Below are 26,184 nucleotides of genomic sequence, written 5' to 3'. Positions count from 1 at the left end.
TCACTCTCAGCGGGTCGGCACTAGACTGGACGTATGCCGGAAATGGTGCCGGATCGTATCGAGCATGGCGTGGTGGTCGCGGCCCCGGCCGAGCGTGTCTGGGCCGCGCTGACCGAGGCAGCCCAGCTCGGCACGTGGTTCGCCGACTCCGCGGATCTCGATCCGCGTCCCGGCGGGGAACTCGTGCTCCGCTGGGTGCAGCACGGCAGCTTCTACGCGAGGATCGAGCGGATCGAGCCGCCGGTGCAGTTCGCGTGGCGGTGGGCGCTGCACCCCGACGTCGTGCCGGACGCGGGCAACTCAACGCTCGCCGTCTTCACACTCACTCCCGAAGGGGACGGCACCCGGGTCACCGTGAACGAGACGGGCTTCGCGAGCCTCGGCGGCGGGCCGGAGAAGCAGGCCCAGCACGTCCGGCAGAACGCCGAGGGCTGGCGGGGCGGGCTCGCGGCGCTCAAGGGGTACCTGGAGAAGTAGGCCGGTTTTGTCACAGGTCGCGGCTAGTCTGCAAGGGTTGTGTGTGGCAGACGCCACAAGGCAGGCCGCGACCGAGGAGACTCCGATGGCCACCAAGCTCAACCCGTACATCAGCTTCAACGGCGACGCCCGGCAGGCGCTCGAGTTCTACCAGAGCGTTCTCGGCGGCGAGCTGCGGACCAACACCTTCGGCGAATACGGGATGAAGGGGACGCCCGACGAGGACAAGCTCATGCACGGCATGCTGGAGACCCCGGGCGGGATCACCATCATGGCCGCCGACACCCCGCCGAACATGCCGTACAACCCCGGTACCAACGTCTCGATCAGCCTGAGCGGCGAGGACGACGCCGAGCTGCGCGGGTACTGGGAGAAGCTCTCCTCGGCCGGGCAGGTGGCCGTGCCGCTGGAGAAGCAGATGTGGGGCGACGTGTTCGGCATGTGCACCGACCAGTTCGGCATCATCTGGATGGTCAACATCAACCAGCAGGGCTGACCCGGGCCCGGCGGACCTCCGGCCGGCCAGTGGTCACGGTACTGGCGCGGCCGGTGGCGGGTGGGGCAGCGGATGCGCGCCCTCCGGCCGGAGCCCGTCGAACAGCACCCCCAGATACCGCCGCCACAGCCCGGGATCGGAGTCCTGGAGCGGGCTGGCGGCATGGCTCGGCGCGCACATCAGCAGGATGACGTCCGGGCCGGTGACGTCCGCCCGGACGGCCCCCTGCTCCTGGGCCCTGGCGACGAGTGCGCCGACCACGCCGAACATGCGCTCCTGCGCGGCGCTGACGGCCGGCTCGGCCAGGACGGCCGGGCTGGCGGCCAGGAGGAACGACAGGTCGAGCTGCTGCACGCGCTCGCAGGCCGCCGTCAGGAACTCCAGCAGCGCCCGCCCCGCGTCGCCTGCCCCGAGCAGGTCTTCACCCAGTTCGCTGATCGTGACCAGCCGGTCGAGCACGATCGCGCCGAGCAGGTGCTCCTTGGTGGGGAAGTGCCGGAACACCGTGCCCTTGCCGATCCCGGCCCGCCGGGCGATGTCGGCGACCGACGCGTCGGCACCGTGCGCGGCGAACTCCGCCGAGGCCGCGGCCAGCAGCGCCTCCCGGTTCCTGGCCGCGTCGGCGCGCAGCGGACGTGCCGGTGGGGCTGTCTCTAGCCGGTTCGTCGGGTGCACCGCCACAGCCTACTGGCACCTCAGGCGCCGCACTGAATAAGTTGACCGCCGGGTCCGGTTAGCTTTAGGGTCGCTAACATGACCGGGCGGTCCGGTTATTTCCCCTCCCCAGGAGCGTCGCGTGAAAGCAGTGCAGGCCACGCACTACGGCACCCCAGAAGAGTTCGTCCTCGCCGACCTGCCGGTACCGGAGCCCGGCCCCGGGCAGATCCAGGTCCGGATCGCCGCCGCGTCCGTCAACCCCGGCGACATCCGGCTGCCGAGCGGAGACTTCCGCGACGTTGTGGAAGTCCAGTTCCCGCACGTACCCGGCAACGACTTCGCCGGCACCGTGACCAGGACGGGGGAGGGCGTCACCAGCTACCAGCCGGGCGACGAGGTGTTCGGCTTCGCCCTTCCCCGCGTACTGCGCGGCATGGCCGGGCCCGGCTCGCCGTCACTGGGTACTGGCGCGCTCGCCGAGTACGCGGTGTTCGAAGCGGACACCCCGTTCGTCACGCACCGGCCAGCCGGGCTGACGGCCGAGCAGGCGGCCGCGCTGCCGACGGTGGGCCTGACAGCCAGGGCGCTGATGCACTACGCCGAGATCAAGCCGGGGGAGACCGTGCTCGTGATCGGTGCGACCGGCGGGGTCGGCACGGCCGTCGTACCGCTGCTCGCCCAGGCTGGCGCGCACGTGATCGCCACGGCGACCGGGGAGGACGAGAAGCTGCTCGCCGGGCTCGGAGCGGCGGAGACAGTCGATTACCGCACGGCTGACCCGGCTGAGGAGGTCCTGAAGCGACGGCCTGACGGTGTCGACGTCGTGTTCAACCTGGTCCTGCCGGGGGACGATCTCGCAGGGGCAGGTCGCGCGGCCCGGCCGGGTGGCCGGATGTTCACGATCACGTTCCCGGCTCCGGTCGGCGGGGAACTCGGGCGGGACGATGTCAGCCTCCAGCTGGTGCTGGACATGGCTGGCGTGGCCGGCGGCATGCGCGAGGTGGCGGAGGCGGCCGAGGCTGGGCTGCTTCCGGCGGTGATCGGAAAACGGTTCTCGCTGGACGACGGGGTCAGAGCACTGGTGGCCTTCGCCCGGGAGCACACCACGGGCAAGGTCGTCGTCACGATGCCGTAGCGGGGACGGCGGTCACTCCGCCGCCCCCGTCCACTCCGGACGGGACATCTAGTCCCAGGGGATCTCCTCGCCGTCCCTGCCGAGCACCGCGATGGCCTCGACAGGGCAGGACACTGCGGCGTCGAGTACATCCTGATCGGGGTTGATCTCTTCCCGCACCGGCCGGGACTTGCCATCGGCGTCGAGGTCGAAGGCCTCGGGGACCGCGCCGGCGCACATGCCGGAGCCGATGCAGGCCTCCCGGTCGACCCGCAGCCGCCAGGTCATGACCACACCACCGGCAGCTCCTCCACGCTGCGGACGATCATCGTGGGCTTGAAACGCAGCTCGCTGTCCGGCACGGCCACACGCAAGTCCGGCAGCTCCGTGAGCAGCCCCCGCAGCGCCTCCTGGAGTTCCATCCTGGCGAGCTGCGCGCCGAGGCAGTGGTGCACGCCGGCGCCGAAGCCGATGTGCGGGTTCTCGGCCCGGCCGAGGTCGAGCCGGTCGGGGTCGGTGAAGACCCCGGGGTCGCGGTTGGCCGCGCCGATGGCCGGCATGACGGCCTGCCCGGCCGGGATGGTCACTCCGCTCAGCTCGACCGGCTCGGTGGTGACCCGGATCAGGCTCGCCGTGCTGGAACCGAGCTGCGTGAAGCGCATCAGCTCCTCGACGGCGACGTCGAGCCGGCCGGGGTTGGCCTTGAGCCACTCCAGCTGCTCCGGGTGCTCCAGCAGGGTCAGCAGGAACATGTTGATCTGGTTGGCCGTGGTCTCGTGCCCGCCGATCAGCAGCCCGATGCCCATCGTGATCAGCTCTTCCTCGCTGAGCCGGTCGTCATCGTCACGGGCGGCGATCAGCGCGGACATCAGGTCGTCGGCCGGTGCGGCCCGCTTGGCCTCGATGAGCTCCATGAAGTACCCGCCGAGGCTGATGAACGCTCCGGCCATCACGTCCTGGTCGCGTTCCCAGTTGCCCATCGCGGCGTCGGACCAGCCATGGAACCGGTCGCGGTCGGTGGCTGGCACGCCGAGCAGGTCGCAGATCACCTGGACGGGCAGCGGGAGCGAGAAGTGCTCGACGAGGTTGGCCGGCTGGGGCTGTTTGCGCAGGCCCGCGATGAGGTCACTGACCACAGTGGCCACCCGGGGCCGCAGCTCCTCGACCCGGCGGGCCGTGAAGGCGCGGGCGACGAGCCGGCGCAGCCGGGTGTGCTCCGGCGGGTCCTTGGCGATCAGCGACTCGTTCGCCAGGGAGCCCAGCCCCATCTGCGGCATGTCCTCGCCGGTGGCCAGCGCCCGGCTGAACCGGGAGTCGATCAGGACGGTGCGCACGTCGGCGTGCCGGGTGACCAGCCACGCGAGCTTGCCGTCCGGGAAGGCGACCTGGGCGACCGGCCGGTGCTCGCGCAGCTCGGACAGCAGCGGCGCCGGATGGTACAGGGTGGGCGGATCGGGCAACGGGAACGAGATCGGGGAATCCTGGGTCATCGTGCACCTCCTGCCCGGGACTCTATCGAGAAAGATGAATGATTGTCACGGTCGGCCGGCCGAGGCTGCAAGATGAGTGACATGGACGTTGACGAGTACATGGCCGGGGTGCCCGCCGAGCGCCGCGCGGTGCTGGAGGAGGTGCGCACCCTGTGCCAGCGCGAGCTGACCGGCTTCACCGAGGTGATCGCGTACCGGATGCCGTCCTACCTCCGCGAGGGCGTGGCCGAGGTGGCGTTCGCGAGCCAGCGCCAGTACATCAGCCTGTACTTCCTCCGGCGGGACGTGCTCGACGCGCACAACCTGACCGGGCTGGACGTCGGCAAGGGCTGCATCCGGTACCGCAGGCCGGAGGCCATCGACCTCGGCCTCATCCGCGCGCTGCTCGCCGCCACGGCGGCCTCGACCGGCCCGGTGTGCTGAGCCGGGTGTACCGAAAAGGTGACCTATGTCCTGACTGGACCGTCCTGATCGGATGAACGGCCATCAGGAAAGGGCCGGACGATGCGCGGAATGAACCAGGCGGCCACGAATCCGGCCAGGCTGGAGGATGACTTCCCGCCCTTCGGGTGGGCCCGCCCGGCGCCGCTCGCCCCGGTCCGCGTGGTGCTGCCAGGACCCCTCCGGCGATGGGCCTGGGTATGCCCAGGTACGGCGGGTATGACAGCCGTTGTGACTGAGGCCGGGCGGGCGATTGGTTCGTGATCGGGCTTGCCTCCCGGAAGGGCCACATTTCGGTCCGGGTGAGTTCGGTTTCCGACAGTGGCGGTTATCTCGCTGAGTGATACCGGGACTTGCCCCAGGGTGTGAACATGGCCGGGGCAAGTCCCGGGGGCAGGAAACGCGCCGAAGTGGACCAAGCGGTCCTCGCGGGCCCGGTGCGGCAGGCGGAGCGTGACGAGATTGCCGGCACGGCGTAGGAAAGGGGCCGTCAATTCTCTGCTTACCCCTCAAGCCGGCTTTCTGGGCGCGAAATGGATCTGCTTTCCCAGAAACCACGGACAACGTTGCAGTTCCGGGCATTCAATGCCCAAGTGTCTTTCGTCATGTCTGGACTCTGTGACTCCACTTGACATGCCGAGTTACGTTAAAGTTCGATCGCAGCGTCCCTTGAGGACTGAGTACTAAGGACACAGGTCCGGCGTAGTCGGCAACGGGGGAGAAGCATCACGCTATGTACGGCTCGCGACACTCTCCACTCACGAGCGCAATCACGGGGTGCACTGTCCGCAAGGCTGAGCCGAGGCACTAACTGAGGAGAAGAGCAATGCCGGAAAACCGCCCGCCCGACTCCGCTCCGATCCCGTTCTACGACACGGTGGGGATCGGTGCCGGCCCGGCTGGCCTGAGTCTCGCCGCGTTGTTCGGGGTGCTCGCGCCCCGGGAGATCGCACTGTTCGACGCCCAGGCCGGCCCCGGCTGGCACAGCGGCATGCTGCACCCCGGCGTGCGCATGCAGACCGGCTGGGTCAAGGACCTGGTCTCGCTGCTGGACCCGACCCACCCGCTGTCCCTGCTGAACTACCTGGTCACCACCGGCAAGGTGTACGCGCTGGTCGGCGCCAACTTCGACTCGATCCCCCGGCTGGAGTACACCCAGTACCTGGCCTGGGCCGCGGCGCAGATCCCGAGGCTGACCTACAGCACCCGGATCGACAAGATCTCCGTGGACGACGCCATCGTCACGTACGCGGAGGGCAGGCCGATCGCCCGCTCCGAGCACCTGGTCCTCGGCCAGGGCACCGTCGCGCACCTGCCGGAGTTCTTCGGCGACCTCGCGGCGAGCGACCGGGTGATCGTGGCCGACGTGCTGGCCGACCGGATCGGCGAGCTGCCGGCCGACCTCGACGCCCCCATCGTCGTGATCGGCGGCGGGCAGACCAGCGCGGAATGCGCCGGCGCGCTGCTGGGCCGTGGATACCGCAACATCCGCTGGATCGGCCGCCGCTCGTGGTTCGCCCCGCTGGAGGACTCCCCGGCGGCCAACGACCTGTACCGGCCGTCCTACCAGGAGTACTTCGTCCAGCTCCCGGCGGAGGACCGCAAGCGGCTCGTCGCCGACCAGCTGCTGACCAGCGACGGCATCACCCCGGGCACCCTGCGCGACCTGTACCAGGTGAACTACGAGGGCCGGCTGCGCGAGGGCAGGTTCCCGATGACGATCATGCCGGGCCGCGAGGTGACCGGCGCGACGATGGCCGGGGACGAGATCGAGCTGGTCTGCCAGACCTCCGGCGGCGAGGAGCGGCTGCGGGCCGCGTACGTCGTCGTGGCCGCCGGGCGGCGCAACGCCCCGATGCCGTTCGACGAGGAGATGGACGAGCTGATCGACCGCGACGACAATGGCGACGTCATCATCGAAGCCGATTACTCGCTGCGGTGGAAGTATTCCGACCGTAATAAGATTTTCGTGCTGAACCGTGGCCGTTTCAGCCACGGGCTCGTCGATTCGAATGTGAGTATCCTGCCGATCCGCAGTGCGATCATCATCAATTCACTGGCGGAACGCAAAGTATTCAACATTCGCGATGAATACCTGAGTACCCAGTGGGCGTGACGCTCCCTTCATAATCTAGTCGATCTTGGACACTCCGCCGCGAATCCTCCGGCGGAGTGCCTGTTTTCCTCGTGGTTTCGCGCACGCGGGGCAACCCGGCAGGGCGGGAATTGCTAGCGTGCACACCATGATCGACGATGAATTAAGGGCCTGGGAGACGCAGCTCGTACCCGAGGTTCTGCCGGTGCTGACCTCCATCCTCAATGGAGCGCGCGCGGCGGTGATCGCGAAGGTAACGGGACTCACCGCCGAGCAGGGCCGCACCTCCGGCGTCCCCTCGGGAACGAGCCCGCACGGGCTGCTCCGCCACCTCGCCGACGCCGAGAAGTACTGGTTCGAGGTGGCTTTCCTCGGCCTGGACGAGCCGGTCGACTTCAGCGCCAGCCTCGTGCCCGAGGGTGCGACGGAGGCCAGCCTGCTCGCCGGGTACCGGGCGGCGATCCGGCGGAGCAACGAGATCATCGCCGGGGCCGGTGACCCGCTCGCCCGGGGCACCGGTGACCGGGAGCAGAGCCTCCAGTGGATCATCGCGCACATGATCCAGGAGACCGCCCGGCACGCGGGGCACGCCGACATCCTCCGCGAGCAGCTCGACGGCACGACGGGGCACCGGGTACCCAGGACCTCCTAGTACCGCGAACCTGGATCGCTTCGACGGAGCGGCGCGAGGTCCTGGCTAACGTCAGCCGGCTAGCGCGGGACCTGCTTTGTGCCGTAGGCGGGCGCGCAAGCGACGGCGCTTCGATTCGAGGGGCCGCCGGCCGTTTCGGGTCAGGCGTCGTGGCGGAACAGTGCGGTCCACAGGAACGGCTCGCCGTATCGGGGCGAGTCAGTGGGCTCGTCACGCATGCGGCGCAGTTCGACCTCGGTCATGTCGGCGAAGATCCAGCGCAGTGCCTCCGGGGTGTACGCGACGCCGCCCTGCAGCCCGCCGTGCTGGTAGAACTCTGCGTCGGGCAGTTCGGAGCCCATCGCCCCGGCGGCGAAGCAGGTGAGCCCGAAATAGCCGCCGGGGGCCAGTGCCCTGGCGAGCAGTGCGCGATAGCTGACGCGACGGTGCGGCGGCAGGTGGTGGAAGCAGCCCGAGTCGTAGATCAGGTCGTACGGCCCGGACGGGGCAGTCTCGGCGAACGCGTCGCCGCAGTGGAACGCGATGTCGAGTCCCGCCGTGGCGGCCCGGTCGCGGGCCCAGGAGATCGCGGCGGGGGACAGGTCGACGGCGTCGACCTGGAAGCCCGCGGCGGCCAGGTACAGCGCGTTGCGGCCGGGGCCGCAGCCGAGGTCCAGGGCCCGGCCAGGGGTGACCAGCCCTTGGTCAAGGTAGGACACCAGGTTCTCGTCGGGCTTGTCCGCGAAGAACGGCACGGGCCGGTCCCGGTCTGCGTAGAAGCCGTCCCACCAGTCGGTGCCGCCGCCGGGCGTCCACCGGTCGGCACCGGGCGCGAGCAGCCCGTCCAGCAGTTTCAGCACGTCCTCGATATCGCGGATGTCGCGGTTCATCCGGCCTCCTTCCCGCATGGTCAGCCTAGTGCTGGCAGCCTGGATCGCGCCGCCCGCATTGATCGACGGTTATCACTGCATCGCGGCTGCGGGCGTTCGCCTGCGCGAGGGGCCGCAGCCGAGCCCAGGCCAGAACCTCGCACTACATGCGGTACTAGGCGTCCAGGGCCCGTGCGTAGGCCGTGAGGGCCGCCCTGTCGGTGTGGCCCGTCTTCACCAGCAGACTCGCGACGTGCTTCTCGACGGTGCGCGGCGAGATGAACAGCTGCCGGGCGATGCCCTGGTTGCCGGGGTGCTCACCGAGCAGCTGGAAGACCTCGTACTCGCGGACGGTCACGCCCAGGTCCCGCAACGCCCGGGGAATGTCGGACCGGCCCTCACGGCGCTGGGTCGTGCTCGCACCGGCCTGCCGCAGCAGCGAGCGGCACGCGTTGGCCACCGGCGACACGCCTGCGGTGTGGAAGTACTCCTCGGCGGCGCGCAGCCAGGTCACCGGATCGCCCCAGCCGGAGGCGATGCCGTGCTCGGCGACGAGCCGCCGGATCAGGTGCGCCGCCATCGGGAAGGGCTCGGCCGCGTGCAGTGCGCGGCCCATCGCCTCGGCCGCACTGTCCGGATCGGACGATCCATGCAGGACAGCCTCCGCCGCGTGGAGGAACTGCTGGTTCCACCGGACGGCAGAGGCCGGAGCCGAGGCCGCCTCGGCGTGGCCGGCCCACGTCGCCCGGCCGGCCAGCGCTTCGGTCAGGACCCGCAGGCCCCACCGGCCGGCCACGTCGAACACCGTCGGGTTGGCCAGCTCCCAGGCCAGCAGGGCGTCGAGGTCGGCGGTGGCGCGGGGCCGGTCCTCCTCCAGCAGGGCGCAGACCGCGTGGCACAGGCCGATCACCATGCCCTGCTGCTGCGAGGACGTACCGCCGTGCCTGGCGTAGCGGGCCAGCTCCCGCTCCATCGCGACCCGGTTGCCCTGGTGCGCGGCGAGCGTGGCCTTGAACCGGAAGATGATCAGGTACTCGGTGGTGTTCTGCATGCGCAGCACGGCGCTCTCGCACCGGTCGAAGATCTCGGCAGCGGCCGCGTGCTCGCCACGGAGGATGAGCTGCCAGCCGATGTTGGCCTCCGTGGACATGCCGAACACGATCGAGCCCAGCTCGTCGGCCGCCTGCTGGGCCTGGCGGAGCCGCGTGAGGTCCCCGGTACGGATGGCGGCGTTCACGCCCAGCCGCAGCAGCGCGTCGACCCGCCACGCGGCCAGGCCGGCCTCCTCCGCGATGGCGAGCATGTGCTCCAGGTGGCGGCCGGCCTCGTCGTAGGAGTAGAGGCGGCTCAGGCCGGACAGCAGGTTCAGCGCCCGGCAGGCCACCTCGGGCAGGCCGGCCTGCTCCGCGAGGGCCACGGCGCGGCGGGCCAGGCGTTCGGTGTTCGCGATGCGCTCGGCGCGGTCGCCGGGGCCGTCCCACACCAGCCGGGCCTCGACCACGTCGAGCGCTGCCGTCTCACCGGGGCCAGCGTCGGGGCCGAGGAGGCCGCGAGCCAGCGCGACCTGCGCCGCCGCGTCCTCCGGCCGGCCAGCGGAGCCGGCCGCCCAGGCCAGCGAGGTGTGCAGCTCGGCGCGACCGGCCACATCGGACGGCGGGCCCAGCTCGCGGACCAGGTCCAGCGCCCGGTCGAGCTGCCCGCCCTCGGCCAAGGCCTGCACGAGGGTCTCGGTGAGGCCGGGGGAGGGGTGCAGGTCGAAGGCGCGTTCCAGGAGGGTCAGGGCCGACACGCTCGACCCGGACGCGAGCACCCGGCGACCGGCCTCGCTGAGCAGCACAGCGGCGGATTCCGGCTGGCCGGCGACGATCCGCAGCCCGGCGGCGAGCTGGCACCACTCGTCGGAGAGGACGGGCTCGGCGGCTTCGAGGGCGTCGGCCGCCCGGCGGGCGATCACGGCGCGCTCGGCCGGCATCAGCTCGGCGAGGAGGGCGTCGCTGGTCAGGGCGTGGCGGAAGGAGTAGCCGTCGGTGCCGGTACTGTCCGGGACGATGATCTGAGCCTGGGCGGCCTCGCGCAGCTGGCTCAGGAGCGTCCGCTCGTCCAGCCCGGAAGCGAGCCCGAGGGCCGGCACGGTGAACTGGTGCCCGAGCACCGCCGCCGTCCGGAGCATGTCCTGTACCTGCGGGCCGAGCCTGCCGACCCGGTCGCCGATGCTGCGGACCACGGTGGTCGGCACCTTCGAGCCGAGCGGCCCGGCCAGCCGCCAGCCCTGGCCCTCCCGGTGCAGTACGCCGGAGCCAGCCATGCCGCTGAGCAGTTCCTCCACGACGAACGGGTTGCCGTCGCAGTCCCGGACCAGGCTGCGCAGCACGGGTGCTGGCACGCCGGCCGGGCTGGTACCGAGGCAGGCAGCCGCCAGCTCCCCGATCTCGGCGGCGCTGAGCTGGCGCGGGGTCAGCACCTCGGCCGTCCGGCCGCGCTCTGCGGCCCTGGCCAGCTCCAGCGCGGGGCTCGGGTGCGGGCGGAGGGTGCCGACCAGCAGCACCGGTACACCGGAAAGGTTGCTGATCAGATAGTCGAGGACGGCGAGGCTCTCGGCGTCGGCGTCGTGCAGGTCCTCCAGGACCAGCAGGCAGCCGTTCTCGCCGCCGATCACGGTCAGCAGGCGCAGCAGGGCCTCGGCCAGCTCGGTGAGCGTGCTGTTCGGCTGCCCGGCCCGCCACTCCGGGATCAGGCGGGACAGCGCCGGGCGGTAGGGCAGCAGCGCGGGGTCGGCGGGCGGCCCGGAGGCCCGGAAAAGTGAGGCCATCGCCTCGACCAGCGGCCGGAACGGCATGGTCATCGCGGTGGCACCGCACCTGCCGCGCAGCACGGGCTGGCCGGCGGTGTACGCCAGGGTCGAGCACTCGGCGGCGAGCCGGGTCTTGCCGATCCCCGCCTCGCCGCACAGGAACACCGCGCGCCCCAGGCCCAGGTCGTCCACAGGGGACGCCGATGGCCGGGCGGTGGCTGCCAGCCGGTCACCCAGCAGGCTCAGCTCAGCCGCCCGGCCGATCAGGACTGGCGAGGAGAGATGCATGCCGCTGGGCTACCAGGGCCACAGTTCCTCGTCGGTGGTGTCGGCTTCGAGCCGGCAGGTCATCAGGCCGCAGGACGTGCCCTCGCCGTCGCTCCAGTGCGACGTGAACGGCTTGCCGCTCAGCGCCTGCGTGCGGCGGGCCGGGCTGGGCACGTCGAGCAGCACGATCGCCCCGGCCGGGTGGCCTGGGCGCTCGGCGCTGTCGGGGTCCTTCCACAGTCGGATCAGGTCGTTAGTAGGCACGGGACCGTCCCTTCCCCAGGGTCACTGCTGGAGGGAGTGCAGCAGCAGTGCTGAAGGTACCCGGTCGGCGAACCCCATGCGTAGTACCCCGTGCCCAATTCCCGCGAGACCTGCCAGCAGCCCTGGGCTGGCCACCCCGCCCGGTGTGCCACAGGCCGGGCCGTTGCGCTCCACTGTGGCCAGTGCGGAACCCAGGCGCTGACCTCGGACTTTGAGGAGTTCGAGCGCGCCGAGCTCGCCGTGGCACAGGCAGTGGCTCGGCAGCGGGTCGGCGTTGGTGATCGCTGATACTGCCCGATCGGACACGTCGGCCAGCTCCGGCACCCCGGCCACAGCGAGGCCGACGCCCGTCAATCCCTGACACCAGGTCAGGTCGGCCCGCTCCGGCGCTGCCGTGACCTCCGGGAGGCTGCCCAGCAGATCAAGACCCATTCTCCGGTACCGGTCGCCGCCGCCGGCCTCGGCGAAGCGCACCAGGGCCCAGCCGGTACCGGCGCGGCCGTCGGCGAAACCGGTGGCCTCCGCCGGTGGCAGGCCGGCGAGCCGGGCGGCGCACACCTCCGCGGCCTTCCACGCGGCCGCGCGCCACGGCGCGTCCTGGCCGGCCTCGTGCACCCCGAGCATCGCCGCCAGCCCGCCGGCCAGCCCGGCGAGCACGCCGGTGTCCGTACAGGACTCGGCGGCGGCTGACGTGAGCGCGGCGGCCTGCTCGGTGGCCGCCGGCAGCTCCGGGTCGCCGAGCAGACCGGACAGCTGGGCCAGCGTGTAGGCGATCCCGCCGAACCCGGCGAAGCCGCCCGGCCCGACCACGGCGATCTGCTCCGGGTACCTGGAGAGGCTGTCGAGCAGCCTGGGCAGCGGGCCGATCGCCCGGCGGGCCAGGGCGGCGTAGCGCTCGGTGCCGGTCAGCGCGGCGAGCTGGGCCAGGTAGAGGGCCGGCCCGCAGTACCCGCTGCCGAGGCTCGCACCCAGCGGCATGATGTTCCAGTGCTGCTCGCTGAGCGGTTCGAGCCCGAGCCAGTTGACCCGGCCGTCGCCCTGGTACGCCGTGGCGACCAGCTGGTCGGCGATGCTCCGCGCGGCGGCCAGCAGCCGGTCGGAGTCCGCGGCGACCGGCGGCAGCCCGGCACCCTGCCCGGCCGGGCGCGGGCCAGCGACGCAGTGCTCCGGCGAGCGGCCCCGGGTGACCAGCGCCGCCTTGATGATCCATTCCTGGTCGTACCGGTCGACCCGGTCCATGCCGCGCAGCTTCCGCAGCACCCGGTCGAGCCCGGTCTCCGGCAGCGCGGCCACCTGCCGGTCAGCCGAGTCCCACAGCTCGGTGGCCGCGGGGCGGCTCGTGAAGAACGGGATGTCGCCGGCCCACATCTCGCGCAGCTCGTGGCTGACCAGCGCCCGGCGGACCTGGTCGTCGGCGGAACTGGGCCAGAGCATGTCGAGGATCCGGTCCCGGTCGAGCGCGTCGCGCATCACGTCCGGGTGGGTGGACTCGTCGAGCAGCCGGGCGTACCAGCGGGTGGCCCGGGGCACGACCCGCACCTCAGTACCCGCGAACCTGCGGAGCAGCCCGTGCTTGCTGGCCAGGTCCTCCCGGTAGACCGAGATGGTGTCGTAGCCGAGGCGGAAACCGTCGAGGATCTCGGCGGCGTAGCGCTCCGGCACGGCTGCCTCCCCGCCCAGCACCGGCCGGTTGGCCGAGCCGGGGAAGGTCCGCGACCGGCGGGTCAGCCGCATCTCGTCGGTACCGGGCGCGTCCCAGTCCACCGACTCGAACGGCGACTGCGCCCCCGCGTCGCCGCCCAGGCCCGACACGTCGAGCGAGCCGGAGGAGCTGACGAACATCCGGGGGAGCAGCGACACCTGGTACACGGAGGACTGGAGCGCCTGCGCCGCCGGGTCGGGGCCGGTCTCCGACGGCTGGGGGAGCGCCGGGTGGAACAGGGTCTCCACGTCGATCAGCACCGGGTCGGGGCCTGCGGCGATCAGGTTCTCGTAGTGGATGTCGGTGCAGTCGAGCGCGTAGAGCAGCGAGAGCAGGAGGCCCTGGCGGCGGTAGAACTCGCGGACCTCGTCCTCGCTGCCGCACGGCTTGGCCTCGGCGAAGCTCACCCAGCCGTACCCGTGCCGCTCCACCACGTCCACCGCTCGCAGGCTCAGCCCGTCGATCCGGCTGTTGAACCAGCGCAGCACCTCGTTGAAGTGGGCGTGCACGGCCTGGGGACGCGGCTTGTACACCACCTTGCGGCCGTCGGCGAAGGTCAGCACCGCGACGGACCGGCCGCGCCGGTGCCCGTCACCCGCGCCGGCCTCCACAGTGGTCAGCTCGCCGGGATCGGTGCCGCCCAGCAGGGTACGCACCAGGAGGGCCCGGTCGGCGGCGAACCTGGCGAGCAGCTCGGTCATGGCCTCTGCGGCGTGCCCGCAGGCCTGGGCGAGCAGCCTCGCCAGTACGACATATTCCATCAGGAAGGCCCGCAGGCCGTCACGCGCGGCAGTCTGCCGGACGAAATCGGTGAAGCGCTGCCCCGGGGTCTCGCCGGTCAGCCGGCCGGAGACCCGCGCGACGTTGACCTCCAGCACCAGGCATCGGGCTCCGAGCCGGACCAGCTCGCGGGACAGCCGCTCGGTGAAAGCCGCACGGATGGCGGCATTGTCCACATCGGGGAGCTGCGGCAGCAGGCCGGCCGCCTGCCGTGCGAACGGGGCGAAGATGGCCTTGAAACCGTCGGCCCAGGTCAGCTCGCCCTCCGCCGGCAGCTCGGCCGGGGTGCTGGCGAGCACGTGGTCGACGGCCCGCGCCCAGCCGGGCACCGCGGACCGGGAGCCGAGGTCTTCCGCGTCCTCGGCGAGCAGCGCGAGCATGCCCGGCAGGTCGACGCCCAGCTCGCCGAGCCGGGTGGCCAGCAGCTCCTCGCTGGGGTAGCCCTCCAGCCACCTCGCCAGCCTGGCCTTCGGCCGCTCCCCGGGCACCCCGGCCGGAGAGGGGCGGCCGCCGATCCGTTCTGCCAGCGTGAGGCCCCGAGCCCACCAGACATCCGTCATGCTCGAAGATCCTGCCATCGGCCCGAACGGGCGTGATAGGGGCGATGCCCCCGGATTTCTCCCACGGGTGCTGTCATCGGTGGCAGCACGGCCTAACCGCTGGTCCGCGCGCTGCGGTCCTGCTTGCCCCGCTGCTCGAACATCGCTGGCTCCCTGCCCCGTGGACTGACCGGGGGATTCTCGCCGGGCGCGGCCCGGCGCGCAAGGGCCGACCGGTTTGGACACATTCGCCGGGGGCGGAGAACCGGGTCTGACAGACTGGCGCTCATTGATTAGGCTCCGCCGCCATGAGTGAGTCAAAGACCGACTGGCGTACCGCCATCTTCATGTGGGCCGGCCTCCCCCTCATCGCAGGGCTGGCCCTCTTCTTCGGTTCCCAGGACCTGATCCCGTCCTGGAAGGCCCACAACGGCGACGGCAAGGCCGGAATCTTCTCCGCCACGTACGAGGAGTGCAAGAAGCGCCGCCGTGGCGGCACGTCCTGCACCCTGCACGGCACGTGGAAGGCCGACGACGGCAGCGCGACCCGGGCGAAGGTCGTCCTCTACGACGAGCCGGACACGATCCCGGCCGACGGCAAGGTCGCGGCCCTCGACACCGGTGCGGAGGACGGCGTCTTCGCGAAGGATGGCGGCTCCAAGTACCTGGTGCACACCGGGATCGTGCTCGTCGGCCTGCTCGCGGCCGCCGGCTGGATCTTCTACATCGTGCGGTTCTTCCGGAAGCGGGCCGCGAAAGCGAAGGCGTTCGCCCCGGCGGGCTGAGGCGTGAACGAAAGCGGGGCCGGGATCACCCGGCCCCGCTTCCGTCAGCCCACTGTGGTCACGTCGAGTTCGCCGGCGGCGTGCCGGGCCCGGAGTACCTTCTTGTCTATCTTGCCCACGGAGGTCTTCGGTACCTCGTCGACGAAAGCCCAGCGCTCCGGCACCTGCCACTTGGGCAGCCTGGCGGCCAGGTAGTCCTGGAGCTCGGCGAAGGCAACGCTGCCCTTCTCCTTGAGCACGACCGTCGCGAGCGGACGCTCGCCCCACCGCTCGTCCGGTACGCCGACGACGGCGGCCTCCAGGACGGCGGGGTGGCCCATCAGCAGGTTCTCCAGCTCGACGGACGAGATCCATTCGCCGCCCGACTTGATCACGTCCTTGGCGCGGTCGGTCAGGGTGAGGTACCCGTCCGGGCTGATCAGGCCGACGTCGCCGGTGCGCAGCCAGCCGTCGGCGAACGGTTCCTCCTGGTAGTAGCCAGCGGTGATCCACGGCCCGCGGACCAGCAGCTCGCCGACGCTGTGGCCGTCGTGCGGGAGCACGCTGCCGTCCGGCCCGATCAGCCGGGGCTCGACCGAGGCGGGGAACCGGCCCTGGGTCAGCCGGTAGGCCTCCCGGTCCCTGGCGCCGGCCGGCGGGCGCGACAGCGTGCCGAGCGGCGACATCTCCGTCATGCCCCACGCGTGGACGAGCGTGATGCCGTGCCGGTCGTAGTCGGCCATCAGGCTCGGCGGGCAGGCCGAGCCGCCGACCACGGCCTCGGTGAGCGAGGACAGGTCGGCGCCGGTCGCGTCCGCGTACCGGATGAGCCCCTGCCACACCGTCGGCACGCCGGCGGCCTTGTTCGGCCGGGCGGCCGCGACGAACCCGGCCAGCGGCTCCGGCGCCAGGAACCTGTCCGGCATCGCCAGCCAGCACCCGGTCACGAAAGCCGTGTACGGCAGCCCCCACGCCAGCACGTGGAACTGCGGCACGACGGCCAGCACGCAGTCGGCGGCCGACAGGTCGAACACGTCGGGCAGCGCGATGGCCAGCGAGTGCAGGTAGATCGACCGGTGGCTGTAGACGACGCCCTTCGGATGGCCGGTGGTGCCGGAGGTGTAGCACATCGCGGCGGCCTGGCGTTCGTCCACATCGGGCCAGTCGTAGGAGTCCGGCTGGCCGGCGATCAGGGCCGCGTAGTCGTGGACCTCGGGGCCGGTGATGCCAGCGACCACCGCCGGGTCGGCCGGCCCGTTGACGATCAGGTGCCGGACCTGGGGAAGATGCGGGATCAGCCCGGTGAACGGGGCGAGCAGCGAACCGTCCACAATGATCACCTGGTCGCCGGCGTGGTTGGCCGTGTAGGCGATCTGCTCTCCGGGCAGCCGGATGTTGAGCGGGTGGATGACGGCACCCATGCACGGCACCGCGTAGTACGCCTCGAGATGCTGCTGGTTGTTCCACATGAACGTGGCCACGCGGTCACCCTCGCCGACGCCCAGCCCGCGCAGCGCCCCGGCGAGCCTGGCGGCGTTCGCCGCGACCTCGGCGAAGCTCGCCTCGGTGTAGCCTTCCGGCATGGCGGTGAGGACACGGCTGCCCGAGTGCACGGTGGATCCGTGTTCCAGCAGGCGGCGGACGCTCAGTGGGACGTCCTGCATGGTGCTGTGCATGGCAGCTCCCGTCTCGAAGGTGTGAGCCAGGTTACTCCCGGGTCACCCCCGCTGCCTACGGCGTCGTTCCGCCTCGCCGCACTCTTTCCCGTACCCCTTGCGAATCCCGAATGGAGCCCGCCGTGACCTCCGGCCAGCCGCTGATGTTGTTCAACTCCTTGGGCCGCGTGCTCGAGAAGTTCGTACCGGCGAGCGCTGAGGTGGGCCTCTACACCTGTGGCGTGACGGTCTACAGCTATCCGCACCTGGGCAACATGCGGGCGTACGTCTTCGCTGACACCCTCCGGCGCGCGCTGCGCTGGAAGGGGTACCCGGTCCGGCACATCACCAACATCACCGACGTCGGGCACGCCGTGGCCGACGCGGAGATCGGTGAGGACAAGCTGGAAGTCGCCGCGGCCAGGGAACGCCGGACGGTCGAGGAGATCGCCGCGTACTACACGGACGTGTTCTTCGCCGACGTGCGCGCGCTGAACATCCTGCCGGCCCACGAGTACCCGAGGGCGACCGCCTACGTCAGCCAGATGATCGAGTTCGCGGCGGAGCTGGAGGCCAAGGGCCACGCCTACCGGCTGCCCTCCGGCCTCTACTTCGACACCGCCACCTCACCCGGCTACGGCGCCCTCGCGCTGCTCGACGTGGACGGCCAGCAGGAGGGGGCCCGGGTCGAGCCGCTGGCCGGCCGCAGGCGCAAGTCGGACTTCGCGCTGTGGCGCACGGAAGCCGAGGGCCAGATTCGGGCGATGCGCTGGGACTCGCCGTGGGGCTGGGGAGCGCCCGGCTGGCACCTCGAATGCTCCGTGATGTCGATGGAACTGCTCGGCAGGCACTTCGACATCCACACCGGCGGCGTCGACCACCGCGAGATCCACCACGTGAACGAGATCGCCCAGTCAGAGGCGTACCTGTCAGATGGTCAGCCGTGGGTGCGGTACTGGATGCACAACGAGTTCGTCCAGCTCGGCGGGGCGAAGATGGCCAAGTCGGCCGGCGGCGCGCCCCGGCTCGCTGATCTGGCCGCCGCTGGCCTGCACCCGCTGGCGTACCGGATGTTCCTGCTCGGCGGGCACTACAGGGCCCAGGTCAGCTTCGCGTCCGAGGCGGTGGAGGCGGCGAGTGCGTCGCTGCGCCGGCTCGTCGCGAAGGTGCCCTCCTTACCGGCCGTGGAGACGTACGCCGAGGCCGTGGCGCTGGCCGGGGGCGACGAGGGCGCACTGCGGCTGCTGTCCGAGGTGGACGCGGCGATCAGCCTGGACCTGGGTACGCCGCAGCTGCTCGCGGTGCTCCAGGAGGCCGTCAGGTACGAGGGCCCGGGTCGCATCGCGGTGCTCGCCGCCTGCGAGTCGCTGCTCGGGCTGAGCCTCGGCACCCTGGCACCCGCCGATCTCGAACTCCGCCGGGAGGCCGGTGCGGAGGAGCGCGCGGTGATCGAGCGGCTGGTGGCCGAGCGCTCCGAGGCCAGGGCCGCGCGGGACTGGCCTCGGGCCGACCGGATCCGCGCCGAGCTGGACGAGCTGGGTGTGCAGGTCACGGACACGGCGGACGGGCCGGTCTGGGTCCTGCGCTGACCCTTGTCCCAGCCAGGGCGAGGGACGGGCATGTGGTGTGAAAGCGGGCAAAACTGGGGCGGGTAAGATCGGCCGATGAGTAGCTTCGTCCTCCGGCTCGACTGTCCCGACCAGCCTGGCATCGTGCACGCGGTCTCCGCGTACCTGCACCAGGCCGGCGGCAACATCGTGGACAGCAGGCAGTTCGCCGAGCCGGGTACGGGGCGGTTCCTGATGCGCGTGCAGGCCGACGCGCCGGGGGTCACGCTGGAGGGGCTGCGGGACGGCTTCGGGCCGCTCGCCGAGCAGTACGCGATGACGTGGCGGTTCGACGACCTCGCCGTGAAGCCCCGCATCCTGATCATGGTGTCGAAGTACCAGCACTGCCTCGCCGACCTGCTCTACCGGGTGCAGTCCGGCGACCTGCCGGCCGAGATCGCCGGCGTGGTCAGCAACCACCCGGACCTGGCCGGGCTGGCGGCCTTCCACGGCGTGCACTTCCACCACGTGCCCGTCACCGCGGCCACCAAGCCCGAGGCCGAGGCCCGGCTGCTGGCCCTGGTGGACGAGCTGCGGGTGGATCTGGTGGTGCTCGCCAGGTACATGCAGATCCTGAGCGACGGCCTGTGCGCGAAGCTCGACGGGCGAGCCATCAACATCCACCACTCTTTCCTGCCCAGCTTCAAGGGCGGCAAGCCCTACCACCAGGCGTACGACCGGGGCGTGAAGCTGGTCGGGGCCACCGCGCACTACGTGACGGCGGACCTCGACGAGGGCCCGATCATCGAGCAGGAGGTCGCGCGGGTCGACCACAGCCACCACCCGGACGAGCTGGTGGCGATCGGCCGCGACCTGGAGCGGCTGACCCTGGCCAGGGCCGTCCGGTGGCACTCGGAGCACCGGATCCTGCTCAACGCCGGCCGGACGGTCGTCTTCCGGTAGCGGGTTTCCGGCCCAGGCTCAGCCATAAGTACAACTTTCCTACTATCCTCTGTCCGCATGCGACCGGCGGGTGACGAGGAGCAGTGGCGGGCGGACTACGCGCGGCTGCGTGACCTGATGACACAGGGCCGTCCGAGTGACGCCACCCGGCTGGCCCGGCGGATCATCGCCACCGCCGGCGACCCGTTCCGGCAGGCCCAGGCGTGGCTGTTCGAGTTCGGCGGCAAGATCAACCGGCGGGACGGGCCGGGGGTGCTGGCCGCCCAGGCCGCGGCGCACGACGCGCTCGCCCAGTGCCCGGAGCCCCGGCTGCACGGCGAGTTCCATGCCCTCGCGGCCTGGTACGCCTACGAACTCGGCTCGATCGAGCGCTGCGGCATGCACCTCGTCTCCAGCGAGCGCGAGCTGAGCCGGATGACGGAGACCGGGCAGGCCGCCGTCGACGCCTGGCACGACCTCGCCGTCACGTACTCCGTCGTCGGCTTCCACGACCAGGCACACTCCGCGCTGGACCGGGGCCGCGCCGCCGCGGAGGCCAGCGGGCTGGACATGTGGGCGTGCGGCGGGATGGAGGTGGCCGTCCGGCACGCGCTGTGGCTCGACCACGGCGGGGACTCCGCCAGCTGTACCAAGATCCTCCGGGACGTGCTGGGCATGCTCCCCGGGGATCTGTCCGGGGTGGCAGTGATCGACCAGTCGTGGTTCGAGTACGCCGCCCGCCGGCTCGACGTGCTCGGCTCCCCGTCCGGGGTGCGGGTGGCGGTGCCCGTGCACCCCGACTCCGACAGCCGCGAGCTGTCCGATCTCCTCGTCCTCGCCGAGGTCTGCGACCTGATCACCACGGGCAGGCCGGCCGAGGCGGCGGCCCTGCTCGCCAGGACCGAGATCGGCGAGCAGACCGCCGGCCCAGCAGAGGCGGGGCGGCTCAAGGCGCTGGCGCTGATGGCGGCCGGGGACCACGCTGGCGCGCTGGAGGCTGAGCGTACGGCGACCAGGGCCGTGCTGCGCCGGGCCAGCCAGCTCGCCCCGTTGTTCCTGGACAGCCTGGGTGCGCTGATCGACCAGGATCACCTGCGGCGGAGCATCGCGTGGTACGCCGACGCCGCGTTCACCGACCCGCTGACCGGCCTGCCGAACCGGCGGCGGGTCGACGAGTTCGTGGCGGACCTCGCCGCGCGCCGGTGCCTGGCGATGGTCGGCGTACTCGACCTCGACGCCTTCAAGGCCGTCAACGACACGCACGGGCACCTGGCCGGCGACCTCGTGCTCCAGCGGGTGGCCGGCATCCTGGCCCGCTGCCTGCGCCGGGGCGACCTGCTCGCGCGGTGCGGCGGCGACGAGTTCATCATCGTGCTGCCCGCGACGACGTCCTCGGAGGCCGCGCAGATCGGTGCCAGGATCACGGCGGCGGTGGCGGGGGAGGACTGGGACGCGCTGCTGCCCGGTACGCCGGTGTCGATCAGCGTGGGCTGGGCCCCGATGGACCCCGTCGCCGGGCTGGCTCCAGCGTTCGACCTCGCCGACGGGGAGATGTACCGGGTGAAGCGCCGCGTCCAGGCTGAGCATCCGGCCACGTGATCCGGTAGGAGTCGCCGGGCGCGCTGTCCTGGCTGGGACGGCCGGCGGATTTCTGTGACACGAGGCAATAACCTACTAGGCCACTAGGAATAGTGGGCTATTGTGCGGTGATGGCACCGAACGTGATCGTGAACCTGTCTGACCTGGCCCGCTGGTACGCGGACCGGCCGAGCGCCTGGCCTGCCGTGCCCCGGTTCGACCCGGTCCGGCGGTGGTACGCGCGGATCGGCGCGGACGGTGACCACGAGGCCTGGCTGCTGACGTTCCTGCCCGGTCAGGAGACGAGCCTGCACGACCACGGCGGGGCGGCAGGGGCGTTCACGGTACTGGCGGGCACGCTCAGCGAGGACGTCCACCTCGGGGAGGGCGGGCAGTGGACGGCGGGGCAGACCGCCGAGTTCGGTACCGGGCACGTCCACCGGCTCGTCAACGCCGGCCACGAGCCCGTGCTGTCCCTGCACGTCTACGCGCCCCGGCTGACCACGATGACCCGATACGAGTACACGGCTGACGGCAGCCTCCGCGTGCTGGCCGTCGAGCGGGAAGGTGAGAACTGGTGAACATCGACGAACTGCTGGAACGGACCAGGGCGGAACTGAAGCGGCCCGGTCCGCGGGAGGCCGCCGCCGCGTACGCCGGCGGGGCGCTGCTCGTGGACACCCGGCCCGCCGCCCAGCGCGCGGCAGAGGGTGAGATCCCGGGTGCCCTGATCGTCGAGCGCAACGTGCTGGAGTGGCGGCTCGACCCGGCCAGCGAGGCCCGGCTGCCGGTCGCCAGCTACGACCGCGCCGTCATCGTGTTCTGCTCCGAGGGGTACGCGTCCTCCCTGGCGGCGGCCAGTCTCCGGCAGCTCGGGGTGGACGCCACCGACCTCGACGGCGGGTTCCAGGCGTGGGCGGCGGCGGGGCTGCCGGTGACGGGCGGGCCGCAACCGGGTTGAACGAGTGCCTGTGCACTACGGCGCGGACGACAGGCCGACCTGTTCCATGAAGGCCAGCTGGTCGTAGTAGAGGCGGTACTCGGTGATCTTGCCGTCGCTGTTGACGGTCGCCAGGTCGGTACCCCGGATCTTGACGGTCTTGCCCGTGCCGGGGATCGTGCTGCCGTCGGGCATGGCGATCGGGCCGGAGTTCACGCCGCCCCAGTAGCCCTCGTCGATCGCGGTGTCGCCGACGTCGTACTTGTGCTCGGGCGTGTAGGCACTCTCCGGTATCGCGTCCAGCATCGTGCGCCAGTAGCCGAGAATCGCCTCCCGGCCGCGCCACTCGCCCTCGGGCGTGAGGGCGACCGCGTCCTCAGCGAAGCACTCTCCCAGGGCTTCCATGTCGCCGCTCGTGGTCAGGAGCTCGGTCAGCCGGTCCATGACCTCACGTGCTGTGCTCATGGCCCACCTCCTCATGTCCCGCCCATTTTCCCACCATCCATAGCAATCGCGATAATCTGGGCAATGGGTACACGGGTCGATGGCTGCCGCCCGGGCTCGGGCAGAATGATCACTCGTGAGGATCAGAGTCGCGGTCTACGTCATCCGTAACGGCAACGAACTACTCGTCTTCGACCACGTCGGCCTGCCGGAGGCCGGTACGCAGATCCCGGCCGGCGGTGTTGACCCCGGGGAGAGCCTGGCCGAGGCGGCCCTGCGGGAGGTGGCCGAGGAGACCGGCCTGCTCGGCATCACGCTCACCGGCGAAGCGGGCACAGAGGACAGTCCGCACCCGGAGACCGGCGAGGCCCGCCGGACCACGTACTTCACAGCCACGGCACCGGCCGGCGCGCCCAGCGAGTGGACGCACCGGGTCACCGGGGACGGGGAGGACGGCGGGATGGAGTTCGCCTGCTGGTTCGAGCCGCTGCCGCTGGCCGCCCCGCTGGCCGGAAACCAGGGAGTGTTCCTGTGATCGACGTCGACGCCTACCTGAAGCGGATCGGTGCCAGCCGCGAGGACTCGCTGCCGGAGCTGCACCGCAAGCACCTGCTCGCCGTACCGTTCGAGAACCTGAGCATCCACCTCGGCGAGCCGATCGTCCTCGACCCGGACCTGCTCTTCGACAAGATAGTCAACCGGCGGCGCGGTGGCTTCTGCTACGAGCTCAACGGGTTGTTCGCCCAGCTGCTGACTGCCCTGGGGCACACAGTGGAGTACCTCGCGGCCGCCGTGTACGACAGCGAGAAGCTGGGCCCGCCCTTCGACCACCTCGCCCTCCGCGTCGACCGGACGTGGCTCGCCGACGTGGGCTTCGGCAAGCACAGCGTCCACCCGCTCCGCCTCGATGCCACGGGCCCGCAGGACGATCCGGGCGGCGTGTTCGCCGTCGAGCCGGCCAGCCAGGGGGACGTGGATGTGACGCGGGACGGCGGACGCCAGTACAAACTGGAACTGCGTGCCCGCGCACTCGCTGATTTCGCCCCGACCTGCTGGTGGCAGCAGACGTCGGCGGATTCGGATTTCACCCGGCGGCTGACCGTCACCCGGCTGACCCACGACGGCCGCGTGACGTTCAGTGACCGGCGGCTGATCCGCACCGGCCCGGCTGGCAAGACCGAGTCCGTAGTGGACGACGACACGCTGTTCCTGTCCACACTGCGGGAAGAATTCGGCATCGACCTGGACCGGGTGCCTGCCGTGGGCTGACAACAGGCATAAGTGTCGATACTCTGCCCCGAGTGGAGCTAGAACTGCGTCACCTGCGCGCGGTGTGCGCCGTGGCCGACGCCGGCAGCATCACCAAGGCGGCCGTCACGCTCGGCACCACCCAGCCTGCCCTGACCGCGCAGCTCCAGCGGATCGAGCGCGGTCTCGGCGGCCAGCTCTTCCAGCGCCAGGCCTACGGTGTGCGGCCCACGCCCTTCGGGCAGTTCTTCCTGTACCGGGCGCGCATCGTCCTCTCCGCAGCCGACGACCTGCGGCGCGGGGCGCTGAGCTGGCACGCCGAGGCCGCCAGGCCACCCCTGCGCCTCGGCGGCATCGCGGGCCCCGTGGTGATCGGGCTGGCAGGCAAGCTCACCAGGGAACTCCACGCCACCGAGGTCCAGGTCCGCACAGAGCCGGCCCCGCGCCTGCTCGTGGACCTGGTCGCGTCCGGGCAGCTCGACCTGGCCGTCGTCGTGGACTACCCGTCCTGGGAGACCTGCCCGCCACCCGGCGTCCAGCTCTGCGAACTCGTCAGCGAACCCGTCTTCGTCGCACTCCCCGTCAGCCACCCCCAGGCAGGGCAGCCGGAGATCAACCTCGGCAGCCTGGCCGCCGACACCTGGGTACTGACCCCGCCCGACGGAGCCGGCTGGCCAGAGAGCTTCGAAGCTGCCTGCCAGCGCGCCGGTTTCGAGCCCCGGGTCGGGCACCGCATCGCGGAACTCCGCCCCACCCACGAGCTGATCGCCACCGGCAAGGCCGTCTCCCCGTGCCAGGCGACCTTCGAACCCTCGGCCGGCATCGTCGTCCGGCCCCTCGCCGGAGATCCGCTGTGGATGCGGCACCTGCTCGCCTGGCAGACCGGCAGCACGCTGGCTGCCCGCTCCGCCGACCTGGTCGCCTGGGCCCTCGCCGCCTACCAGGCCGACGCCCAGCGCAGCGCGGCCCTCTGCGCCTGGCGGAAACTCCGCACACCCGGCGACTAGGGGTCTGTCCGGCCGGTTGTACACCCCGGCTAGCCTGGCGGCATGGAGCCAGAGGCCGGGCCGGCCCCGCCGGGAATGCCGGACCCGGCCGACATCGCCCAGCGGGTCGCCCGGGGTCAGAAGCTGTTCATCCCCCTCGACGCCGACATGCCGTCAGCTACGGCCATCGCGCGAACTCTGCGAGCCGCGCTCCCGCCTCACGTGACGGTCTTCGCCGTGCCGGGGACGAGCCGAGGAGGGCGGGGTCTCACGGTGCTCCAGCTCCTCACGGACGCCGAAGCCGCCGCCGTGCGCCCGGCCCTGGATCATCTCGTCGCCGAGTTCCGGCAGGTGGCTGGAGCGCTGGTGGCCCTCATGCTGGCCGGGACGTCGCCCCAGGGAGACCCCGACGGGGAGTACCCCGAAACTGTCCAGTTCCGGGGCGGGACCTGGGACCTGGAGCCGCACGGCGAACACTGCCGGTTCGAGGGCCCGGACGGCGAGGTTGTCGAGGCCAGCATCTACTCCCCGGACACCATCGACCCGTACTTTCTTCTGCTGTACGCCGAGACCACAAGCGGCCACCGCACGGTTACCGACGCCTGTGTGGAAGGCTTCCACGACATGTGCCGGCTGCTTGAGCTTGCCGGCTAACGTCCGAGGCCGCGACAAACCGGGGTGGGCTCACGCCCACCCCGTCGTCAGGCATTCAGGGTGAGAGTCAGACCTTCCGGGCCAGGGTCAGGCCGTCGCCGATCGGCAGGATGACCGACTCGACACGCTTGTCGGCGGCCACCATGTCGTTGAACGCGCGGATCGCCACGCTGTCGGCGTCGGTCGCCTCCGGGTCGACGACCCGGCCGCTCCACAGCGTGTTGTCGACCAGCACGACGCCACCGGGCCGCAGGCGGGAGACGATCTCCTCCCAGTACACCGGGTAGCCGGTCTTGTCGGCGTCGATGAACGCGAGGTCGATGCTCTGCTCTGCGGGCAGGGCGGCCAGAGTCTCGGCGGCCGGGGCGATCTTCAGCTCGATCGAGTCACTGACACCCGCCCGGTTCCAGTACCGGCGGGCGACGCCGGTCCAGTCCTCGCTGATGTCGCAGCACAGCAGCTTGCCGCCCGGCTCGAGGCCCCGGGCGATCGACAGGGAGGACAGGCCGGTGAAGGTGCCCACCTCCACGGCGAACCGCACGCCGGTGATCTTCGTCAGCAGGGTCATGAACGCGCTCTGCTCCGCGGCGATCTGCATGCCGGCCGCCCCGCCCAGGTTCGCCTGGGTCTCGGCGATCAGGTCGGTGACGATCTGATCCTGGGACGGGATACGGGCCACCACATAGGACTGGAGCGCTTCGTCAAGGGTGAGGCTTCTGGTAGACATGTCCACACGCTACCCGCCGTCCCGGGCACCTGAGCTGGCGAACCGGTGCACTCCTGCCCCCGTGTTCCTCACCGGGGCTGAGGGCG

Annotated in this window: 26 protein-coding genes; 16 read left to right on the top strand and 10 right to left on the bottom strand. The window is 71.3% G+C overall.

Going from position 1 to position 26,184, the window contains the following annotated elements; all coding sequences use genetic code 11:
- The first annotated feature begins 33 nt into the window (after positions 1–33).
- Both A3G1_RS0108075 and A3G1_RS0108070 read left to right on the top strand, forming a co-directional pair.
- Positions 34–477, top strand: coding sequence for an SRPBCC domain-containing protein (locus tag A3G1_RS0108075; RefSeq protein ID WP_085985679.1), 444 nt, complete (start codon positions 34–36; stop codon positions 475–477).
- Positions 478–520: 43 nt separating this feature from the next.
- Entirely contained in the window at positions 521–973 is a 453-nt protein-coding gene (locus tag A3G1_RS0108070) for a VOC family protein (RefSeq protein WP_245563454.1), read from the top strand.
- 33 nt (positions 974–1,006) lie between these two features.
- On the opposite strand, the gene A3G1_RS0108065 is transcribed toward A3G1_RS0108070, so the two are convergent.
- On the bottom strand, positions 1,007–1,648 hold the full coding sequence (locus tag A3G1_RS0108065; protein ID WP_051110476.1) for a TetR/AcrR family transcriptional regulator: 642 nt from the start codon (positions 1,646–1,648) through the stop codon (positions 1,007–1,009).
- Between the two features lie 121 nt (positions 1,649–1,769).
- On the opposite strand from A3G1_RS0108065, the gene A3G1_RS0108060 reads away from it, so the two are divergent.
- Entirely contained in the window at positions 1,770–2,765 is a 996-nt protein-coding gene (locus A3G1_RS0108060; protein ID WP_018348967.1) for an NADP-dependent oxidoreductase, read from the top strand.
- 48 nt (positions 2,766–2,813) lie between these two features.
- Here A3G1_RS0108060 and A3G1_RS0108055 read toward each other — a convergent pair whose 3' ends face one another.
- Complete coding sequence (locus A3G1_RS0108055; RefSeq protein WP_026211918.1) at positions 2,814–3,032, bottom strand: ferredoxin; 219 nt, start codon at positions 3,030–3,032, stop codon at positions 2,814–2,816.
- Entirely contained in the window at positions 3,029–4,234 is a 1,206-nt protein-coding gene (locus A3G1_RS0108050; protein ID WP_018348965.1) for a cytochrome P450, read from the bottom strand. The genes A3G1_RS0108055 and A3G1_RS0108050 overlap by 4 nt, the downstream gene beginning before the upstream one ends.
- Positions 4,235–4,315: 81 nt before the next feature.
- On the opposite strand from A3G1_RS0108050, the gene A3G1_RS0108045 reads away from it, so the two are divergent.
- The 3 genes from A3G1_RS0108045 to A3G1_RS0108035 all read left to right on the top strand — a co-directional run bounded on the left by A3G1_RS0108045 (position 4,316) and on the right by A3G1_RS0108035 (position 7,422).
- Positions 4,316–4,657: an iron chaperone gene (locus A3G1_RS0108045; protein WP_211216238.1), complete on the top strand. Its 342-nt coding sequence runs from the start codon at positions 4,316–4,318 to the stop codon at positions 4,655–4,657.
- Between the two features lie 844 nt (positions 4,658–5,501).
- The gene (locus A3G1_RS0108040) at positions 5,502–6,791 is read left to right on the top strand and encodes a SidA/IucD/PvdA family monooxygenase (protein WP_018348963.1); all 1,290 of its coding nucleotides are present in this window, start codon (positions 5,502–5,504) and stop codon (positions 6,789–6,791) included.
- A gap of 127 nt (positions 6,792–6,918) precedes the next feature.
- Positions 6,919–7,422, top strand: a complete 504-nt coding sequence (locus A3G1_RS0108035; RefSeq protein ID WP_026211916.1) for a DinB family protein — start codon at positions 6,919–6,921, stop codon at positions 7,420–7,422.
- Between the two features lie 140 nt (positions 7,423–7,562).
- On the opposite strand, the gene A3G1_RS0108030 is transcribed toward A3G1_RS0108035, so the two are convergent.
- From A3G1_RS0108030 to A3G1_RS33825, 4 genes are all read right to left on the bottom strand, one after another.
- Positions 7,563–8,291, bottom strand: coding sequence for a class I SAM-dependent methyltransferase (locus A3G1_RS0108030; RefSeq protein ID WP_018348961.1), 729 nt, complete (start codon positions 8,289–8,291; stop codon positions 7,563–7,565).
- Positions 8,292–8,445: 154 nt separating this feature from the next.
- Positions 8,446–11,349, bottom strand: coding sequence for an ATP-binding protein (locus A3G1_RS0108025; protein WP_018348960.1), 2,904 nt, complete (start codon positions 11,347–11,349; stop codon positions 8,446–8,448).
- A 9-nt stretch (positions 11,350–11,358) separates the two neighbouring features.
- On the bottom strand, positions 11,359–11,592 hold the full coding sequence (locus A3G1_RS0108020; protein ID WP_018348959.1) for a hypothetical protein: 234 nt from the start codon (positions 11,590–11,592) through the stop codon (positions 11,359–11,361).
- Positions 11,593–11,613: 21 nt separating this feature from the next.
- Positions 11,614–14,634 (bottom strand): type 2 lanthipeptide synthetase LanM family protein, encoded by a 3,021-nt coding sequence (locus tag A3G1_RS33825; protein WP_018348958.1) that lies wholly within the window; start codon positions 14,632–14,634, stop codon positions 11,614–11,616.
- A 287-nt stretch (positions 14,635–14,921) separates the two neighbouring features.
- Here A3G1_RS33825 and A3G1_RS0108010 point away from each other — a divergent pair, with 287 nt between their 5' ends.
- Complete coding sequence (locus A3G1_RS0108010; protein ID WP_018348957.1) at positions 14,922–15,398, top strand: hypothetical protein; 477 nt, start codon at positions 14,922–14,924, stop codon at positions 15,396–15,398.
- Positions 15,399–15,442: 44 nt separating this feature from the next.
- Here the strand turns inward: A3G1_RS0108010 and A3G1_RS0108005 are convergent, their stop codons facing one another.
- Positions 15,443–17,053, bottom strand: a complete 1,611-nt coding sequence (locus tag A3G1_RS0108005) for a long-chain fatty acid--CoA ligase (RefSeq protein WP_018348956.1) — start codon at positions 17,051–17,053, stop codon at positions 15,443–15,445.
- Between the two features lie 122 nt (positions 17,054–17,175).
- On the opposite strand from A3G1_RS0108005, the gene cysS reads away from it, so the two are divergent.
- The 5 genes from cysS to A3G1_RS0107980 all read left to right on the top strand — a co-directional run bounded on the left by cysS (position 17,176) and on the right by A3G1_RS0107980 (position 22,060).
- Entirely contained in the window at positions 17,176–18,621 is a 1,446-nt protein-coding gene (gene cysS, locus A3G1_RS0108000; RefSeq protein ID WP_051110475.1) for a cysteine--tRNA ligase, read from the top strand.
- A gap of 75 nt (positions 18,622–18,696) precedes the next feature.
- Positions 18,697–19,542, top strand: coding sequence for a formyltetrahydrofolate deformylase (gene purU / locus A3G1_RS0107995; RefSeq protein WP_018348954.1), 846 nt, complete (start codon positions 18,697–18,699; stop codon positions 19,540–19,542).
- A 57-nt stretch (positions 19,543–19,599) separates the two neighbouring features.
- Positions 19,600–21,120, top strand: a complete 1,521-nt coding sequence (locus A3G1_RS33820) for a GGDEF domain-containing protein (RefSeq protein ID WP_018348953.1) — start codon at positions 19,600–19,602, stop codon at positions 21,118–21,120.
- A gap of 110 nt (positions 21,121–21,230) precedes the next feature.
- Complete coding sequence (locus A3G1_RS33815) at positions 21,231–21,680, top strand: cysteine dioxygenase (RefSeq protein WP_018348952.1); 450 nt, start codon at positions 21,231–21,233, stop codon at positions 21,678–21,680.
- Entirely contained in the window at positions 21,677–22,060 is a 384-nt protein-coding gene (locus A3G1_RS0107980) for a rhodanese-like domain-containing protein (protein ID WP_018348951.1), read from the top strand. The genes A3G1_RS33815 and A3G1_RS0107980 overlap by 4 nt, the downstream gene beginning before the upstream one ends.
- Positions 22,061–22,075: 15 nt before the next feature.
- Here A3G1_RS0107980 and A3G1_RS0107975 read toward each other — a convergent pair whose 3' ends face one another.
- Entirely contained in the window at positions 22,076–22,504 is a 429-nt protein-coding gene (locus tag A3G1_RS0107975) for a nuclear transport factor 2 family protein (protein ID WP_018348950.1), read from the bottom strand.
- 115 nt (positions 22,505–22,619) lie between these two features.
- Between A3G1_RS0107975 and A3G1_RS0107970 the strand changes: the two genes are divergently transcribed.
- The 4 genes from A3G1_RS0107970 to A3G1_RS0107955 are packed head-to-tail and all read left to right on the top strand — an operon-like array spanning position 22,620 to position 25,371.
- Positions 22,620–23,018, top strand: a complete 399-nt coding sequence (locus A3G1_RS0107970; RefSeq protein ID WP_018348949.1) for an NUDIX hydrolase — start codon at positions 22,620–22,622, stop codon at positions 23,016–23,018.
- Complete coding sequence (locus A3G1_RS0107965; RefSeq protein WP_018348948.1) at positions 23,015–23,752, top strand: arylamine N-acetyltransferase family protein; 738 nt, start codon at positions 23,015–23,017, stop codon at positions 23,750–23,752. The genes A3G1_RS0107970 and A3G1_RS0107965 overlap by 4 nt, the downstream gene beginning before the upstream one ends.
- Positions 23,753–23,784: 32 nt before the next feature.
- Positions 23,785–24,738 carry a LysR family transcriptional regulator gene (locus A3G1_RS0107960; RefSeq protein WP_040477680.1) on the top strand — a complete coding sequence of 318 codons (954 nt, stop codon included), beginning with the start codon at positions 23,785–23,787 and terminating at the stop codon, positions 24,736–24,738.
- A 42-nt stretch (positions 24,739–24,780) separates the two neighbouring features.
- Complete coding sequence (locus A3G1_RS0107955; RefSeq protein ID WP_157640975.1) at positions 24,781–25,371, top strand: hypothetical protein; 591 nt, start codon at positions 24,781–24,783, stop codon at positions 25,369–25,371.
- 67 nt (positions 25,372–25,438) lie between these two features.
- On the opposite strand, the gene A3G1_RS0107950 is transcribed toward A3G1_RS0107955, so the two are convergent.
- Positions 25,439–26,098 carry an O-methyltransferase gene (locus A3G1_RS0107950; protein ID WP_026211915.1) on the bottom strand — a complete coding sequence of 220 codons (660 nt, stop codon included), beginning with the start codon at positions 26,096–26,098 and terminating at the stop codon, positions 25,439–25,441.
- Positions 26,099–26,184: the final 86 nt, after the last annotated feature.

The sequence above is a fragment of the Longispora albida DSM 44784 genome, from assembly GCF_000379825.1.
Classification (GTDB): domain Bacteria; phylum Actinomycetota; class Actinomycetes; order Mycobacteriales; family Micromonosporaceae; genus Longispora; species Longispora albida.
The sequence above is the reverse complement of the archived record's forward strand: the minus strand, read 5'-3'. Positions and strand labels throughout refer to the sequence as shown.